This window comes from Ramlibacter sp. (assembly GCF_035627355.1).
Taxonomy (GTDB): Bacteria; Pseudomonadota; Gammaproteobacteria; order Burkholderiales; family Burkholderiaceae_C; genus Ramlibacter.
Genome location: NZ_DASPLW010000025.1, coordinates 36,280 through 51,716, shown reverse-complemented (window position 1 = coordinate 51,716; position 15,437 = coordinate 36,280). Strand labels below are relative to the sequence as shown.

General features: G+C 71.2%; 16 protein-coding genes. 4 read left to right on the top strand and 12 right to left on the bottom strand.

Going from position 1 to position 15,437, the window contains the following annotated elements; all coding sequences use genetic code 11:
• Positions 1 to 7 precede the first annotated feature (7 nt).
• The 4 genes from VEC03_RS07125 to VEC03_RS07110 are packed head-to-tail and all read right to left on the bottom strand — an operon-like array spanning position 8 to position 3,200.
• Positions 8 to 904: a polysaccharide deacetylase family protein gene (locus VEC03_RS07125; protein WP_324913960.1), complete on the bottom strand. Its 897-nt coding sequence runs from the start codon at positions 902 to 904 to the stop codon at positions 8 to 10.
• Positions 901 to 1,989: a GTP-binding protein gene (locus VEC03_RS07120; protein ID WP_324913958.1), complete on the bottom strand. Its 1,089-nt coding sequence runs from the start codon at positions 1,987 to 1,989 to the stop codon at positions 901 to 903. Before VEC03_RS07120 ends, VEC03_RS07125 begins: the two co-directional genes overlap by 4 nt.
• Positions 1,986 to 2,315 carry a hypothetical protein gene (locus VEC03_RS07115; RefSeq protein ID WP_324913956.1) on the bottom strand — a complete coding sequence of 110 codons (330 nt, stop codon included), beginning with the start codon at positions 2,313 to 2,315 and terminating at the stop codon, positions 1,986 to 1,988. Before VEC03_RS07115 ends, VEC03_RS07120 begins: the two co-directional genes overlap by 4 nt.
• 3 nt (positions 2,316 to 2,318) lie before the next feature.
• A complete protein-coding gene (locus VEC03_RS07110) occupies positions 2,319 to 3,200 on the bottom strand; it encodes a polysaccharide deacetylase (protein ID WP_324913955.1) in 882 nt (293 codons plus the stop codon).
• Between the two features lie 152 nt (positions 3,201 to 3,352).
• Here VEC03_RS07110 and VEC03_RS07105 point away from each other — a divergent pair, with 152 nt between their 5' ends.
• Positions 3,353 to 4,279: a LysR substrate-binding domain-containing protein gene (locus VEC03_RS07105; RefSeq protein ID WP_324913953.1), complete on the top strand. Its 927-nt coding sequence runs from the start codon at positions 3,353 to 3,355 to the stop codon at positions 4,277 to 4,279.
• 46 nt (positions 4,280 to 4,325) lie between these two features.
• Here the strand turns inward: VEC03_RS07105 and VEC03_RS07100 are convergent, their stop codons facing one another.
• A complete protein-coding gene (locus VEC03_RS07100; protein WP_324913951.1) occupies positions 4,326 to 5,603 on the bottom strand; it encodes a PHB depolymerase family esterase in 1,278 nt (425 codons plus the stop codon).
• Here VEC03_RS07100 and VEC03_RS07095 point away from each other — a divergent pair.
• On the top strand, positions 5,602 to 5,910 hold the full coding sequence (locus VEC03_RS07095; protein ID WP_324913950.1) for a hypothetical protein: 309 nt from the start codon (positions 5,602 to 5,604) through the stop codon (positions 5,908 to 5,910). The genes VEC03_RS07100 and VEC03_RS07095 overlap by 2 nt on opposite strands.
• A gap of 50 nt (positions 5,911 to 5,960) precedes the next feature.
• On the opposite strand, the gene VEC03_RS07090 is transcribed toward VEC03_RS07095, so the two are convergent.
• The 3 genes from VEC03_RS07090 to VEC03_RS07080 form a co-directional block, all read right to left on the bottom strand.
• Positions 5,961 to 6,182, bottom strand: coding sequence for a hypothetical protein (locus VEC03_RS07090; RefSeq protein WP_324913947.1), 222 nt, complete (start codon positions 6,180 to 6,182; stop codon positions 5,961 to 5,963).
• The gene (locus tag VEC03_RS07085) at positions 6,179 to 6,559 is read right to left on the bottom strand and encodes a hypothetical protein (protein ID WP_324913945.1); all 381 of its coding nucleotides are present in this window, start codon (positions 6,557 to 6,559) and stop codon (positions 6,179 to 6,181) included. The genes VEC03_RS07090 and VEC03_RS07085 overlap by 4 nt, the downstream gene beginning before the upstream one ends.
• Positions 6,560 to 6,656: 97 nt before the next feature.
• Entirely contained in the window at positions 6,657 to 7,349 is a 693-nt protein-coding gene (locus VEC03_RS07080; RefSeq protein WP_324913944.1) for a glutathione S-transferase, read from the bottom strand.
• 132 nt (positions 7,350 to 7,481) lie between these two features.
• On the opposite strand from VEC03_RS07080, the gene VEC03_RS07075 reads away from it, so the two are divergent.
• Positions 7,482 to 7,838 carry a hypothetical protein gene (locus VEC03_RS07075; protein WP_324913942.1) on the top strand — a complete coding sequence of 119 codons (357 nt, stop codon included), beginning with the start codon at positions 7,482 to 7,484 and terminating at the stop codon, positions 7,836 to 7,838.
• Between the two features lie 19 nt (positions 7,839 to 7,857).
• Here VEC03_RS07075 and VEC03_RS07070 read toward each other — a convergent pair whose 3' ends face one another.
• Positions 7,858 to 8,247, bottom strand: a complete 390-nt coding sequence (locus VEC03_RS07070) for a YchJ family protein (protein ID WP_324913940.1) — start codon at positions 8,245 to 8,247, stop codon at positions 7,858 to 7,860.
• Positions 8,244 to 8,744 (bottom strand): Lrp/AsnC family transcriptional regulator, encoded by a 501-nt coding sequence (locus VEC03_RS07065; RefSeq protein ID WP_324913938.1) that lies wholly within the window; start codon positions 8,742 to 8,744, stop codon positions 8,244 to 8,246. Before VEC03_RS07065 ends, VEC03_RS07070 begins: the two co-directional genes overlap by 4 nt.
• 170 nt (positions 8,745 to 8,914) lie before the next feature.
• Between VEC03_RS07065 and VEC03_RS07060 the strand changes: the two genes are divergently transcribed.
• A complete protein-coding gene (locus VEC03_RS07060) occupies positions 8,915 to 12,502 on the top strand; it encodes an indolepyruvate ferredoxin oxidoreductase family protein (RefSeq protein WP_324913936.1) in 3,588 nt (1,195 codons plus the stop codon).
• Positions 12,503 to 12,531: 29 nt separating this feature from the next.
• Here VEC03_RS07060 and VEC03_RS07055 read toward each other — a convergent pair whose 3' ends face one another.
• Entirely contained in the window at positions 12,532 to 13,560 is a 1,029-nt protein-coding gene (locus VEC03_RS07055) for an SDR family oxidoreductase (protein WP_324913934.1), read from the bottom strand.
• 14 nt (positions 13,561 to 13,574) lie between these two features.
• Positions 13,575 to 15,431 (bottom strand): glycoside hydrolase family 15 protein, encoded by a 1,857-nt coding sequence (locus tag VEC03_RS07050; protein WP_324913932.1) that lies wholly within the window; start codon positions 15,429 to 15,431, stop codon positions 13,575 to 13,577.
• Between the last annotated feature and the right edge of the window lie 6 nt (positions 15,432 to 15,437).

Below are 15,437 nucleotides of genomic sequence, written 5' to 3'. Positions count from 1 at the left end.
GGGGCTCCTACAGGTAGTTGGCTCGGTACCAGTCGTTGATCTCGTCGCCGGTCGCATGCCAGACGCCCGGGTGCGAGGCGATGTGCTCGTAGGCACGCTTGAGGTGCTTGGCGCGGAACGGTTGCCCGGCCAGGAAGGTGTGCAGGCAGATCGGCATGATCCGGGCGTTGGCGGCGCTCTCCTCGTAGAGCACGTCGAACTGGTCGATGATCATGTCGCCGAAGGCCTCGGCCGACTGGCCCAGGTTCAGGAACGCGGGCACGTCGTTCAGCTCCAGCGTGTACGGCACCGAGATCAGCGAGCCGGTGCGCGTGTTGAACCGGAAGGGCTGGTCGTCGGCCGTGAAGTCGCACAGGTACTGCACGCCCATGTCGGCCAGGATGTGCGGCGTGTTCATGGTCTCGCTGAGGAAGGGCCCGATCCAGCCCTTGGTCGGGGTCCCCAGCGCGGCCGCCATCTCCCGCAGCACGGTGCCTATGATCTCGCGCTCGCGCGCCTCCTCGATCCCGGTCAGGAAGTTGGCCGGCGCGTTGTTGATGCCGTGGCCTATCCAGGCCCAGCCGCGCTTCTGGCCCTCCTCGATGATGCGGGGGTACTCCCGGATGGCATCGGAGTTGAGGCACACGGTGCCGCGGATGCCCAGTGCATCCATGATCTCCATCATCCGCCACAGGCCGACCCGGTTGCCGTAATCGCGCCAGCCGTAGTTCAGGGGGTCCGGGCGGTGCTGCGCGGTGCCGGGCACGAGCGCCGTGCCGGGGATGGCCTCCGGGAAGTGCTCGATGTTCACGTACGTGACCACCGCGATGCGGTGGCCGTCGGGCAGCTTCAGCGGTGCCCGGTCGATGATGGGCACGTAGTCGTAGTGCCGGGTCTGCGTCAGGTCGGTCGCGCTCTGCCTCATGCGGTGGCTGCCTCCGTGGGATGGTGATGGGGCGCGGGCGCCGGCCCGCCCGCCATGCGCGCGCCCGGCCGGCCGGTGAACGCGAGGAAGGAACGCAGCACCTGCTCCGGCTCGAGGTCGCGCACGATGAAGACCAGGTACGAGGTGCGGCGCTCGTCCGGCCAGTCGGCCAGGTGCTCCGGGAAATGGACGACGTGGCGCACGCAGTGGATGACGACGGGCGCACTGCCCTGCTCGACCGCGACGAAGCCCTTGATGCGCAGCAGCCGGTTGCCGTGCACGTGCAGCATCAGCGACAGCCACACCGACAGCGCATTCCAGTCCACGCCCTGGTCGAATTCGAGGCAGAACGAGCGGACGTCGCCGTCGTGGCGGCGCGATGGCGTCCCGGGCAATCGGATCCGGTGACCCGCGTTGGCTTGCGCGGGGCCAGCCGGCAACCAGTCCGCCGCGATCCGGTCGGCGCGCGAGGATCCCTCGCGGTGGACCAGCGCTGCGAGCGTGGCCGCGTCGGCGGCCGCGACGGGCGCGACCGGGTTGATCCCCTCGACCAGTTCGCGCACCGCCGCCAGCGGGGCCGCGCCGGGCAGTCCCAGCTTGCTGACCAGCACCTGGTCCGCCGCCTGCAGCTGCAGCGCGAACTCCGGCGATTCCCCGGCCTGCGCGCCGGCATGCATGGCGTCGACCAGGGTCACGATCGCGTGCAGGCGCATCCGTGCGGACACCCGGCCGGCGCGCGCGAGCGCGGCGAACGCCGGCGCCGGATCCGCCAGCCCGCTGGTCTCGATGACGATGCGGTCGACCGATCGCAGCAGCGCCTCGTCCTCGGCGATCCGAAGCAGCGACCGGCCCAGCCCGTCGTCGGCGCTGCAGCACAGGCAGCCGTTGCCCAGCAGCCGAACGGGCTCGCCGCTGGTCGCCAGCAGCCGGTCGTCCACGCCCTGGTCGGCCACCTCGTTGACGATCACGAGCGTACGCCGCAGGTCGCTGCGCTGCAGGGCAGCCCGCAGCAACGTCGTCTTGCCGCTGCCCAGGAATCCGGAGAGGATGAGCACCGGCAGGCGGGGGTCGCGCACGCCGCTCATGGCTGCTGCCTTTGCCAGAGCCGCTCGATCACCGCATCCGACAGGGGATCGATCGGCTTGCCGGCCAGACGCTCGAGCGCCGGCCAGACCAGGGGCAAGGCGTCCACGATCTCGGTCGCCCCGGACGCACCGCGCACGATCCAGGAGGAGCCGGCCCAGTCCTCGACCTGCGCACCGGCCAGGCCGGCGACACGGTCGAGCAAGCGGACCTGCAGGGCCCGCTCGCGCAAGGGATTCAGCCCGCCGGCCGCCCCGCCCGACACGGCCCGCGACGAGGCCGAACTCCAGTGCGCGACGTTGCCCCAGAGGCCGCACAGCCCGCACATGCGTCAGCCCTCCAGCGGGTGCTCCCGGTCGTAGGCCGCGGCAATCGCCTCCAGCGTCATGAACTCCACCCCGCCGTGGGCCAGCATGTGGTCCATCAGGCGCTCCAGCATCGCCAGCACCTGGGGCCGGCCCGCGACGTCCGGATGCAGGCAGATCGTGAACACCGCGTCATCCATCTTGCGGTACACCCAGTCGAACTGCTCGCGCCACAGCTCCTCGATGTCGCGCGGGTTCATGAAGCCGTGGCTGTTGGGCGCCTTCTTGATGAACATCATCGGCGGCAGGTCGTCCAGGTACCAGCTCACCGGCACTTCGACCAGCGAGGTCTCCTTGCCGCGCACCAGCGGCTTCATCCACGACTCGGCCGGCTGCGAGTAGTCGATCGGCGTCCAGCTGTCGCCGCTGCGCAGCCGGTAGCACTCGAAGTCGCGGTGCATCATGCTGTGGTCGTAGCGGATGCCCCGCTCCAGCAGCAGCGAAGGCGTGGTCGCACTGAGCTCCCACCAGGGGGCCGCATAGCCGCGCGGGCGCCGGCCGCTGAGCTTCTCCACCAGGCCTATGCACTTGTCCAGCACGTCCGCTTCCTGGGCCGGCGTCATCGCCAGCGGGTTCTCGTGCGAGTAGCCGTGCAGGCCGATCTCGTGGCCGCGCTCGGCCACGCGCGCCATCTGCTCGGGGAAGGTCTCGATCGAATGGCCGGGGATGAACCAGGTGGTCTTGATGCCGTAGTGGTCGAACAGGTCCAGCAGCCGGACCGAGCCGACCTCGCCGGCGAACAGCCCGCGCGAGATGTCGTGCGGCGAGTCGGCCCCGCCGAAGGTGCCCAGCCAGGCGGCGACCGCATCCACGTCGACGCCGAATCCGCAGCGAATCCTCTTGCCCATGCGTGCTCCCGATCGTTGCCGCAGGGCAGCCGCTGCCTGGCAACAGGAGCGGCTGGGTTATTCTGCGGTTCACCGACTATGGGACGCGGTCGGAGGCTTCGACAAACGATTTGTTTGCGCGCTCCCATGAGCCAAACTGATGCGTCCGGGCGATGAAACGAGTCATTCCACCGCTGCTGTCACTGCGCGCATTCGAGGCCGCCGCCCGGCACCTGAGTTTTTCCAAGGCCGGCGACGAACTGAACGTGACCCAGGGCGCGATCAGCCGCCAGATCAAGATCCTCGAGGGCTACCTCAACACCTCGCTGTTCAACCGGCTGACCCGCAACGTCGAGCTCACGCCCTTCGGCCAGGCCTACCTGGCGGCCGTCACCTCCGCGCTGGACACGCTCGAGGAAGCGACCAGCAGCCTGGTCAACCGGACCCACTCGCTGTCGATCAGCATCCTGCCGTCCATGGGCAGCCTGTGGCTGATGCAGCGCCTGACCGACTTCAACCGCGCCTACCCCGAAGTGCGGCTGCACGTCTCGAGCTCGCTGGAGCCGGTGGACTTCCGCCGCGACCACGTGGACCTGGCGATCCGGGTCGGCAAGCTGCCCTGGCAGGACTACCCCTGCGACCATTCGGACATCGGCTTCCAGATGGTCGAGAGCTGGGCCGGCGTGACGGCCACGCACCTGTGGGACGACTACCTGACCCCGGTCTGCAGCCGGGCGCTGCTGGAGCGGGAAGGCCCGATCCGGTCACCGCTGGACCTCGACCGCTTCTGCCTGATCCACAACGAGGCCCGCGCCGACGCCTGGCCGTCCTGGCTGGCCGCCAATGGCGCCGCGCGGGTCCAGGGGGCCTCCACGCTGGTGGTGGGGCACTCCTTCCTCGGCGTGAACGCCGCCCGCAACGGCCTGGGCATCGCCTGCGTGCCCACCATCGAGATCGACAAGGTGGAGTGGCGCGACGAACTGGTCCGGCCCTTCACCAGCGAGGTCAAGAGCGCCGGGGCCTACTACCTGCTCTATCCGAAGGACCGGGCCGGCTTCCCCGAGGTGAAGCTGTTCCGGGACTGGCTGAAGTCGCTCTGAACGTGCCGCCGGCAGGGCCGTCAGCGCCTGGGCTGGATCCAGGGGCTCAACCGCCATGCTCCCAGAAGAAGTCCAGCATCGCTGCGGTGGCGTCCGGCCCGGCGGGGTCCGTGAAGCTGCCCTTGCGACTGCCACCGGACCACGCATGCTTCGCTCCATGCACCAGCCAGTGTTCGGCCATTCGCTTGCCGTCGGCATCCAGGCGAACGCGGCGCGTCCATGACCGCCCGCCCGGCACGCTGCCGGACTCGGTGCGCCAGTCGGCTTCGGCTGCGAACAGGTGATCCGCATTCGACGGATGGACCGTCTTGTCCGCGTCGCCGTGGATGACGATGGTGGGCACGTTCGGCGCCGGCGGCGAGCCGGCCGATCGGGCCGGCCCCTCCTTCATCGCCTTCAGTGCCGACGGCACATCCCGCGCCGAGCCCACGGGCAGGCCGGAGTGCACGCCGACGGCCCGGAAGATTTCCGGGTACGCGTGCCCGAGCACCGCGGCCATGGCACCGCCCGCGGACAGGCCCGCCACGTACACGCGCGCGGGGTCGATGGCGTAGCGGCCGATCACGTCCTGGACCATGCCGGCCAGGATCGCAGGCTCGCCGCGCCCCCGAGCCTGGTGGCTGTGCTTGAACCAGTTCCAGCACCGCTGGGGATTGGCCTTTCGCGACTGCGACGGGTAGAGCACGAAGAACCCCCTCTCGCGCGCGGCAACGTTCATGCCGGTGCCCGCCGCGAAGTCGTCCGGATCCTGGGTGCAGCCGTGCAGCATCACCACCAGCGGCATCGGCTGTGAGCCGGCACCCGGCGGTACGTACAGCTTGTAGCTGCGCCCGGCGGTTCCGGTGCCGAAGCGGCCCTCGATGAAGGACGACTCGTCGGCGCGCGCCGGCTGCGGCTCGCCCCCACGGAGCGCGGGGGCCGGGCCGAACCTGCCGGCGCCATCCGTCCCGGGCACCACCCTGGCCTCGACGTCGATGACGGCCGGATCCACGCCACCCGCCCGCGACATCAGTGCGGACCGGATGACGGCAGTGGCCGCGTCGAGGCGACCGGCGCGGGTGAGCCGGGTTGCGTCCTGCATCAGGCGCTGGAAGTCTTCGTGCATGGGGTCGGGGTCATGGCGCGGGCCAAAAGCAGCCCGCACCGAAGCAGATTGAGCCGGCGCGCCGCCGTGCAAGGGCGTCAACGCGTCTTGTTGCCATTCCGGCCTGCGACTGTTACCGATGGTGCAATCGCCGCGCGGGGCCGTCGATCGGCGTAGGGTGGTTGCCCGAATCCCGGAAACCGACATGCACTTGCGCAACGCCCCTTCATCGCTGGCCATGGCCGCCTGCCTGGCGACGAGCGCTGCCCAATCGCAGCAGGCCCTGGTCAGCGTGGACCTCAGCGATGTGTCCGGCCAGCTGGCGGAACGGAACAGCCTCGACGAAAGCCTCATGCCGCTGAGCATGCTGGTCCCGGCCGACGTGGCCTCCAGGGTCTGCGGGATGCCGGTCGGCACCCTGGCACTCACGGCGGCTGGCTGCAGGGCTTCGTCCAGTTCGGTGGAACTGGACGAACTGGTGAAGGAACGCATGAAGGCCGACGAGCCCCCGCCGGCCTTGCCGGCCAGCGGCTTGCGCCCTGACTGAAGGGGCCAAGCGCGCGCTGCGGCCCGGGGATTCCGACAGGGACCGTCGACTCAGCCCTTGGGGAGGTTGCGGATCGTCGCCGCTGCCAGGTAGTTGACCGCAATGGACTGGACCACCGCGACCGTCAGCCGTGCCCTGGCGTCGCTGTCCAGCGCGGGGAAATGCATGGCCACGATCTGCTCCGCTTGCGCGATCTGTGCCTCGACGGCCTCTAGCGCGCTCTCCAGGAGTCGTTCCTCGACGCCGCCGAACTCGCTGGGCTGGGTGGTCATGAAGGCTGCTCCGGCAAACGGGCCTGCTCGCGCGACAGCAGGTCCATCGCACTGTTGATCATCAGCCGGGTCGCCCGCTCCCGCTCCTCGACCGCGTCCCTCCAGTCTTCCCAGGCCTCCTCCGCGAACCCGGCATCGCCGGGAAGCCCTTGGAGGCGACTCCACGCAACCGCCTCCCGGCGCTGGGCGTCTTCGTAACGGCGACGGAGCATGTCGATGCCCTCGTGCCCGACGGGCTGGGCGCCATGGGCCGGCATGTCCTGCACCGGATGGTGCGACTCGCCCGCACCTTCCTGCTGCGCGCGCTGGAGCCCTGCCTCTTCGCGGCTGTGTCCGTCGTGCATCCTGCGCGCAGAGCGCCTGTCTGCCTTGTCCATGGACGTAAGCATGCGCGAGAACGACCGTCGCGCGGCTTCGGCACACAAACCTTTACGCGGCCCCGGCTCACTCGGGAAGAACCGGCGCCGTCGACGTTCACGCCACGGCTTCCGGCACCACCGGCCCGCCCTTGGCCAGCGCCCGCTGGTAGGCGGGACGTGCGCGCATGCGCTCGTGGTAGGCCTGCAGGTGCGGCAGGCGGCGGGCCTCCGGGCTGCGCGACAGCGCGGCCTCCACGGCGAAACTCATCTGGAAGTCGGCCAGGGTGAGCCGGTCGCCGGCGAACCAGGGGGTGCCGGCCAGGTGCGCATCGATCATCTGCACGGCGTTCGCGACGTTGGGGTCGACCAGCTTCTGCTGCACCTGCCCGCACAGGCGGCGCGCGATCGGCCGCACGAAGAAGGGCATGGGCTGGGTCGGGATGGACATGAACACCAGCTTCATCACCAGCCAGTTCATCAGCGAACCTTCGGCGAAGTGCATCCAATAGCGCACCGCCAGCCATTCCGTGGTGCCGGGCGACGGCTGCAGAGAGAGGTCGCCCGCGGCCTGGGCGCCATGGGCATACGCCAGGTACTCCAGGATCGCGGCCGATTCGGCGATCACCACGTCGCCGTCGCACACCACCGGCGACTTGCCCATGGGGTGGATGGCCTTGAGTTCCGGCGGCGCGAGGCGCGTGCGGGGGTCGCGCCGCCAGGTCTTGATCTCATACGGGACGCCCAGTTCCTCCAGCAACCACAGGACGCGCTGGGAGCGGGACGTTTCGAGGTGGTGCACGACGATCATGGCGCGAGAGCGTAACGCAGAGCTGGCGCCGGGTCGCCGCTTCGGATGCGCTGGCATCGTGCGCCGGCTTGGCCTAGAGTGGCCTTCCCGCCCGACCACCCGGAGTGAGACATGCCGATTCGTACTGCATCCTTGTCCAAGCGGATCTCGGCGAATGGCCAGGCGCTGCATCGCGCCCAGATGCGCCGTGGCGCGGACCAGAAGCCCCTGGCCGCCGAGGAGGCGCTGGCCGAGGAGCGCCAGCAGCTGAAGGAGGAGCGCGAGAAGCGCAAGGCGCAGGCGCTGCAACCCAAGCCCAGCGCAGTCGACAAGCTGCTGCGCACGCACCACGCCCAGCCCAGGGACAAGCCGAAGGCCGGCAAGGACGCGCAAGCCACCAAGGACGTCAAGAAGCCGAAGGCGCGCATGTCGCGCGCCGAGAAGCATGCGGAGAAGGCCGCGGCCATCGAGGCCGCGCGCCGGACGCGCAAGCCGGCCGCCACCAAGTGAGGCCGGCGCCGGGCCCCGTTCAGCGGACGTCGCCGTCCACGTAGTACCAGCGCCCGTCGTCCTCGCGCACGAAGCGGCTGCGCTCGTGCAGGCGCGTCCCGCGTCCCTGCACGCGGTAGCGCGCGACGAACTCGACCTCGGCGTGCGAGGCATCCAGCACCCGGTGATCGCGCACCTCCAGGCCCAGCCACTTCACCGCCGGATCCGGGCGTACGTCGGCCGGCCGCGTGCGCGGGTGCCAGGTCGCCAGCAGGTAGGCCTCGTCGCCCAGCACGTAGGCCGTGTAGCGCGAACGCATGAGCGCCTCGGCATCCGGCGCCGGCGCCCCGGCGAGCCAGGGACCGCAGCACTGGTCCTGGGGCAGCGGTCGGCCGCGGCGGTCGGTGCGGCCGCAGGGACAGGGCTTCACCGGCTCCTCCGCGCCGGCACGCGACCGCCGGGGGCCTCCAGCGGCAGCCGCGTCTCCGCCTTCACCTCCTTGAGCACCACGCTCGATCGCACGTGGGTCACGCCGGCGAGCTTGAACAGGGTCTCGTGCAGGAAGCTCTCGTAGCGTTTGATGTCGGGCACCAGCACCTTGATCACGTAGTCGGCCTGGCCGGTGGTGGCGTAGCAGCTGACGATGCGCGGTTCGGCGGCCACCGCTTCCTCGAAGCGGCGTACGTCGTCCTCGTGGTGGCGGGTGAGGTTCACTTCGGCGAGCACGCACAACGACAGGCCGACCTTCTCGCGATCCACCAGCGCCGTGTAGCCGCGGATGATGCCGGCGGCCTCCATCTCCTTCACGCGCTTCCAGCACGGGGTGCTGGACAGGCCGGCGGCGGCGGCCAGCTGCTGCACCGTCTGGCGCGAATCGCGCTGCAGTTCGGCCAGCAGCAGCACGTCGTGGCGGTCGAGGTCGTCCATTCTTCGATTTCGCTGTTCCTGAGAATCTTATTCTCCACGGCACCGAGGGGAACGGAAATGAAGAACCCTTTTCCGGCTCGCGAGAGGTAGCCTCTCCCCTACAGCGCATGCCATCCCGGCGTGAACCGGCGCGGCGGGGGTGAGCGGCGCGACACGGCAGAGGAGACGCCATGGACACCACAGCCACGCCCACCCGCGAAGCGCCCGCGCTCGCCCGCCCCGACTACCAGCTCAGCGACAGCCTGTGGGCGCGCAGCGGCGCGATCTTCCTGACCGGCACCCAGGCGCTGGTGCGCCTGATGCTGATGCAGCGCCAGCGCGACGCCGCCGCCGGGCTGGACACGCGCGGCTTCATCAGCGGCTACCGCGGCTCGCCGCTGGGCATGCTGGACCAGGCGGTGTGGAAGGCGGGGAAGAAGTTCGACGAGGCCGGCCTGCGCTTCCTGCCCGCGATCAACGAGGAACTGGGCGCCACCGCCGTGCTGGGCACGCAGCGGGTCGAGGCCGACCCCGAGCGCACCTGCGCCGGCGTGTTCGCGCTGTGGTACGGCAAGGGACCCGGCGTGGACCGGGCCGGCGACGCCCTCAAGCACGGCAATGCTTACGGCGCCTCGCCGCACGGCGGCGTGCTGATGGTGGCCGGCGACGACCACGGCTGCGTGTCCTCGTCCATGCCGCACCAGAGCGACCAGGCGTTCCAGTCCTGGCATGCGCCCATCGTCTCGCCGGCGAGCGTGGCCGAGTACCTGGAGTTCGGCCTGTACGGCTGGCAGCTCTCGCGCTTCTCCGGCAACTGGGTCGGCTTCACAGCACTGTCGGAAGTGGTGGAGAGCGCGTCGACCGTGGACCTGGACCTCGTCAACGCCCGCGTCGCCGCCTGGCAGGACGGCGACACGGTGCGCCAGCTGACCGGCTACACGCCGCCGCCCGGCGGCCTGCACTACCGCTGGCCCGACCTCCCCTCGCTCGTGATCGAAGAGCGCCTGCACGCCAAGCTGGAGGCGGTGCGTGCCTTCGCCCGCATCAACAGCATCGACCGGCACATCGTGCGCAGCGAGCACGCCACGGTGGGCATCGTCACTGCCGGCAAGGCGCACTACGACTTCATGGAGGTGCTGCGCCGGCTGGACATCGCGCCCGGGACGCTGGCGCAGCACGGCGTGCGCATCTACAAGCTGGGCCTCACCTACCCGATCGAGCCCACCCGCATGCGCGAGTTCGTGCGCGGGCTGAACGAGGTGCTGGTGATCGAGGAGAAGGGGCCGGTGGTCGAGGAGCAGCTGCGGGCCATGTTCTACAACGCGCCCGAGCGCCCGGTGATCGTCGGCAAGACCGATGCCGGCGGCGCCCCGCTGGTGTCGGCGCTGGGCGAGCTGCGGCCGTCGCGCCTGATCGCCATCGTGGCCGACTGGCTGGCGGCCCACTACCCCGACCTGGACCGCCGCCACCTGGTGCGCGACTTCACGCTGCCCGAGCTGCTGTCCAACGAGAGCGACAGCGTCAAGCGCCTGCCCTACTTCTGCGCCGGCTGCCCGCACAACACCAGCACCCGCGTGCCGGAGGGCTCGCATGCCCAGGCCGGCATCGGCTGCCACTTCATGGCCAGCTGGATGGACCGCGACACCGAGGGCCTGATCCAGATGGGCGGCGAAGGCGTGGACTGGGTCTCGCACGCCATGTTCACCAAGGTTCCGCACGTGTTCCAGAACCTGGGCGACGGCACCTACTACCACTCGGGCTACCTCGCCATCCGGCAGGCGGTGGCCGCGAAGTCGACGATCACCTACAAGATCCTGTTCAACGACGCCGTCGCCATGACCGGCGGGCAGCCGGTGGACGGGATCATCAGCGTCGACGGCATCGCCCGCCAGGTCGAGGCCGAGGGCGTGAAGCAGGTGGTGGTGGTCTCGGACGACATCGGCAAGTACGACGCGATCAAGGGCCGCTTCCCCGCCGGCACCGAGTTCCACGACCGCAGCCAGCTCGACGCCGTGCAGCGCCGGCTGCGCGAGGTGGCCGGCGTCACCGTGCTGATCTACGAGCAGACCTGCGCCGCCGAGAAGCGCCGCCGGCGCAAGAAGGGCGAGCTGGTGGATCCGGCCCGGCGCGTGTTCATCAACGACCGCGTCTGCGAGGGCTGCGGCGACTGCAGCGTGCAGAGCAACTGCGTGGCGGTACAGCCGCTGGAGACGTCCCTCGGCCGCAAGCGCAAGATCGACCAGAGCAGCTGCAACAAGGACTACTCCTGCGTGCAGGGCTTCTGCCCCAGCTTCGTGGGGGTGATCGGGGGCCAGTTGAAGAAGCGGGTCGGCGCGCTCGGCGCCGGGCTGGCCGACTTCAACCGCCATGTCGCCGCCCTGCCCGCTCCCGCGCCGCACACCTGGACCGCTCCCTACGACCTGCTGGTCACCGGCGTCGGCGGCACCGGGGTGGTCACCGTCGGCGCGCTGATCACCATGGCGGCCCACCTGGAGGGCAAGAGCGCCAGCGTGCTGGACTTCATGGGCTTCGCGCAGAAGGGCGGTTCGGTGCTGAGCTTCGTGCGCCTGGCCGACGTGCCCTCGCGCCTCAACCAGGTGCGCATCGACACCCAGCAGGCCGACGCCCTGCTCGCCTGCGACCTGGTGGTGGGCGCCTCGGCCGATGCCCTGGCCACGGTGCGCCACGGCCGCACCCGCATCCTGGCCAACACGCACCAGGTGCCGGTGGCCGAGAGCCTGCGCAATCCGGATGCCAGCCTGAAGGTGCCGGCCCTGCTGGAGAAGCTGCGCTTCGCCGCCGGCGCCGACCGCGTCGAGACGCTGGATGCGCAGGCGCTGGCCGAGGCCTTCATCGGCGACGCCATCGTCTCCAACATCCTGGCGCTGGGCTATGCCTGGCAGCGCGGACTGGTGCCGGTGGGACTGGCGGCGCTGACGCGGGCGATTGAATTGAATGGCGTCGGCGTGGCCAACAACCAGCTGGCGTTCTCGCTGGGCCGGCTGGCCGCCGCCGATCCGCAGGCCGTGGCCGCGCTGCTGCGCGAACCGCAGGCCGAAGCCGCGCCTGCGGGCGACACGCTGGAGGCCCTGGTGGCCCGCGGCGTGCAGCACCTGACCGGCTACCAGGGCAAGGCCTATGCGCGCCGCTACGCCGACTTCGTCGCCCGCGTGCGCACGCGCGAAGCCGCGCTCGGCGCCGACAGCAGCCTGCCCTTCACCCGCGCGGTGGCGCAGTCGCTGCTCAAGCTGATGGCCTACAAGGACGAGTACGAGGTGGCGCGCCTGTACACCGACGGCGAGTTCCTGCAGTCCCTGCACCAGCAGTTCGAAGGCGATCCGCAGCTGGAGTTCTACATGGCGCCGCCGCTGCTCTCGCGGGCCAGGGACGGGCAGCGCCCGCGCAAGATCCGGCTGGGCGGCTGGATGCTGCCGGCGATGAAGCTGCTGGCGCACGGCAAGCGCCTGCGCGGCACGGTGCTCGACGTCTTCGGCTACACCGAGGAAAGGACGCTGGAGCGCGCGCTGGTGCGCGAGTACGCCCAGCGGATCGAGTCGCTGCTGCCGGAGCTGTCGGCGGAGCGGCTGGCGCTGGCCGCCGAGATCGCCCGCGTGCCGCTGTCGATGCGCGGCTACGGACCCGTCAAGCGCGCCGCGGTGGACGCGGCGCGCCTGCGCGAGGCCGAACTGCTGCACCGGTTCGACCCGGCGAAGTACCCCAAGCCCTCCGGGCCGGCGGGTGCCGGGCAGTTGCGCGGCATCCGGGTGGTGGCGGCGTAGGCGTCCCCGTCGGCCGCCGCCCCACCCCGTCATCTCCGCGCAGGCGGGGGATCCGGCGCAACGCGCCCGCGCACCAGCGCGGCGGCCGCCACGCACAAGCCCAGCGCCGCGCCGAGCAGCACCGGGCCGCGATGACGATCCAGCCAGAACTGGAAGCTGCCGTCCTTCGCCTCCGCATCGAAGCGACCGTGGGCGCCGTGATCGCCGGCGACCGGCTGCCACAGGTTGTCCGGGCGCGGGCTGGGCAGCGGGTCGGGGTCCTGCTGGCCCTCGACCGCGCGCCGGCCCAGCATGCGATCGAGCAGGCCGGGGACCAGGCGGTTGCCCAGGATGGCCTGCGCCGCCGGCCAGCCGACCCAGAACTCGCGCCGCGGCCGCGTCGCCGCCAGGTACACCGCGCGGGCCGCCAGTTCCGGCTGGAAGATCCTGCCCATGGGCCGCGGGCGGCGCGGCAAGGTGGTGCGGCCCCATTCGAACTGCGGCGTGTTGAAGGCCGACAGCTGCACCATGCTGAGCCGCACCCGGCTGCGGTCGTGCGCCAGTTCGCTGCGCAGCGAATCGGTGAAGCCGCGCAGCGCCGCCTTGGCGCCACAGTACGGCGCCTGCAGCGGGATCGACCGGTAGGCCAGCGCCGATCCGACCTGCACGATGGTGCCGCGGTCGCGCGGCTTCATGCGCCGCAGCGCGGCCAGCGTCCCCCACACCGCGCCCAGGTAGGTCACCTCGGTGGCGCGCCGGAAGTCCCTGGCGTCGACCTGCATCGCCGGCGAGAAGATGGTCGCCATGGCGTTGTTCACCCACACGTCGATCGCACCCCACTGCGCCTCGACGGCAGCGGCGGCGGCCTCCACCTGCTGCTCGTCGGCCACGTCGGTCGGCAGCACCAGCGCCTGGCCGCCCAGCGCCTGGACTTCGCGGCGCGCCGCCTCCAGCCCGTCGGCGCCGCGCGCCAGCAGCGCCACCCGCCAGCCCCGCCGGCCGAACTCGCGCGCAATCGCACGCCCGATGCCGGCCGATGCGCCGGTGACCACCACCACGCCCGGTTCGCGTCCATCCATCCCTTGCTCCTTCCTCACCACTGGCCCGCCGGCTCGCCGCGACCGGCCCGGTCCAGCGAGAGCGCCGCGGTGATCGCCCCCACGTGGCTGAACGCCTGCGGGAAGTTGCCCATCGGCCGCAGGTCGCTCGCCGCGTACTCCTCGGCGAACAGGCCCAGCGGGTTGCGCAGTGCCAGCAGGCGCTCGTACATTGCCCGCGCCTCCTGCAGCCGCCCCTGCCGCGCCAGGCAGTCGACGCACCAGAAGCCGCTGATCGCGAACAGGTGCTCGGGCCCGGCGACGCCGTCGTAGTCGGTGCCCGGCGGGTAGCGGTACAGCAGCCCCTGGGACGACAGCGTGCGCAGCACGTGGTCCACCGTGCCGCGCATGCGCGGGTGCCGGGCGTCGATGTAGCCCAGGCGAGGCATCAGCAGCACGCTGGTGTCCGGCGCGTCGCTGCCGTAGTAACCGACGTAGCTGCCCACGGCGTCGTTCCAGCCCTGCGCCTCGATCCCGGCGCGCACGGCCTCGCGCTCGCGCGCGACGCGCTGCGCGTCGATCGGCAAACCATGGTCCCGGTGCAGCTGCAGCGCGCGGTCCAGCGCCGCCCAGCACATCAGCTTGGAGTGGACGTTGTGGCGCGGCGGCAGGCGGATCTCCCAGATGCCGTGGTCGGGCTGGCGCCAGATGCGGCAGACCTGGTCGGTGAACTCGGCCAGCAGGTCCTTCTCGTGCTCGTCGAGGGAGCCGCCCATCTCGATGTCGTCGCAGTTGGTCAGGATCACCTCGCCATACGCGTCGTGCTGCAGCTGGCCGGCCGCCGCGTTGCCGATGCGCACGGGGCCGATGCCGTGGTAGCCCCGCAGGTGGGGCAGCACCACCTCCGCGAGGTCGGTCTCGCCATGCACGCCGTACAGCGCGTTCAGCTTCGGCCGCGTGGCGCGCGTGGCATGCAGCAGCCAGTGCGAGAACGCCCGGCTCTCGGCCGAATAGCCCAGGTCGGTGAAGGCGTGCAGCACCAGCGAGGTGTCGCGCAGCCAGCAGTAGCGGTAGTCCCAGTTGCGACCGCCGGCCTCGCTCTCCGGCAGCGAGGTGGTGGCCGCTGCCACTACGGCGCCGGTCGGCCGGTGCGCGAGCAGCTTGAGCGCCAGCGCCGAGCGCATCACGTCCCCGGCGTACTCGCCCCGGTAGGTGCACAGGTCGCACCAGGCGCCCCACCAGGCGACGGTCGCGGCGAGCCGCCCGTGCACGTCCTCGTGCGCCGCATCCGGCGAGCTGGACGACACGGCGCCGGCATGCAGCAGGGCGACACCCACCTCGCCGGCGCGCATGCGCAGCGAACCGCGCAGCGCACCCCCGCCGGCCGGCTCCAGCGGCAAGGTGGTGCTCAGCTGCGCCTCGAAGCCGCCGCCGCTGCAACGCCACTGGCCGTTGCCCAGCCCGTCGATGCGCACGCGGGCCCGGGCGTAGTCCGGGCGCGGGTCGAACAGCGCCTCCAGCGTGACCTCGCCCTGCAGGCAGCGCACCCGGCGCACGATCTCCTGCGGCGATTCGCCGTGCGCGCCGGCGCCGCCGGCTTCGGGCAGCGGCATGAAGTCGGTCAGCTCCAGCTCGCCGCCCTCGCAGGTGAAGCGCGTCTGCAGCACGTTGGTGCGCGGCAGGTAGGCCTGGCGCGCCTCGCGCACGCCGCGCGGCGTCAGCGCGAAGCGGCCGCCGCGCTCGCGGTCCAGCAGCGACGCGAAGCAGGACGGGCTGGCGAAATCGGGCGAGCACCACCAGTCGATCGAACCGAAGCGCGACACCAGGGCCACGGTGCGGCAGTCGCCGATCGCGCCGTAGTCGGCGATCGAGCAGTCCGCCACCGGGTCGGGGAAGGGGATGAAGGCAGTCATGGCAGC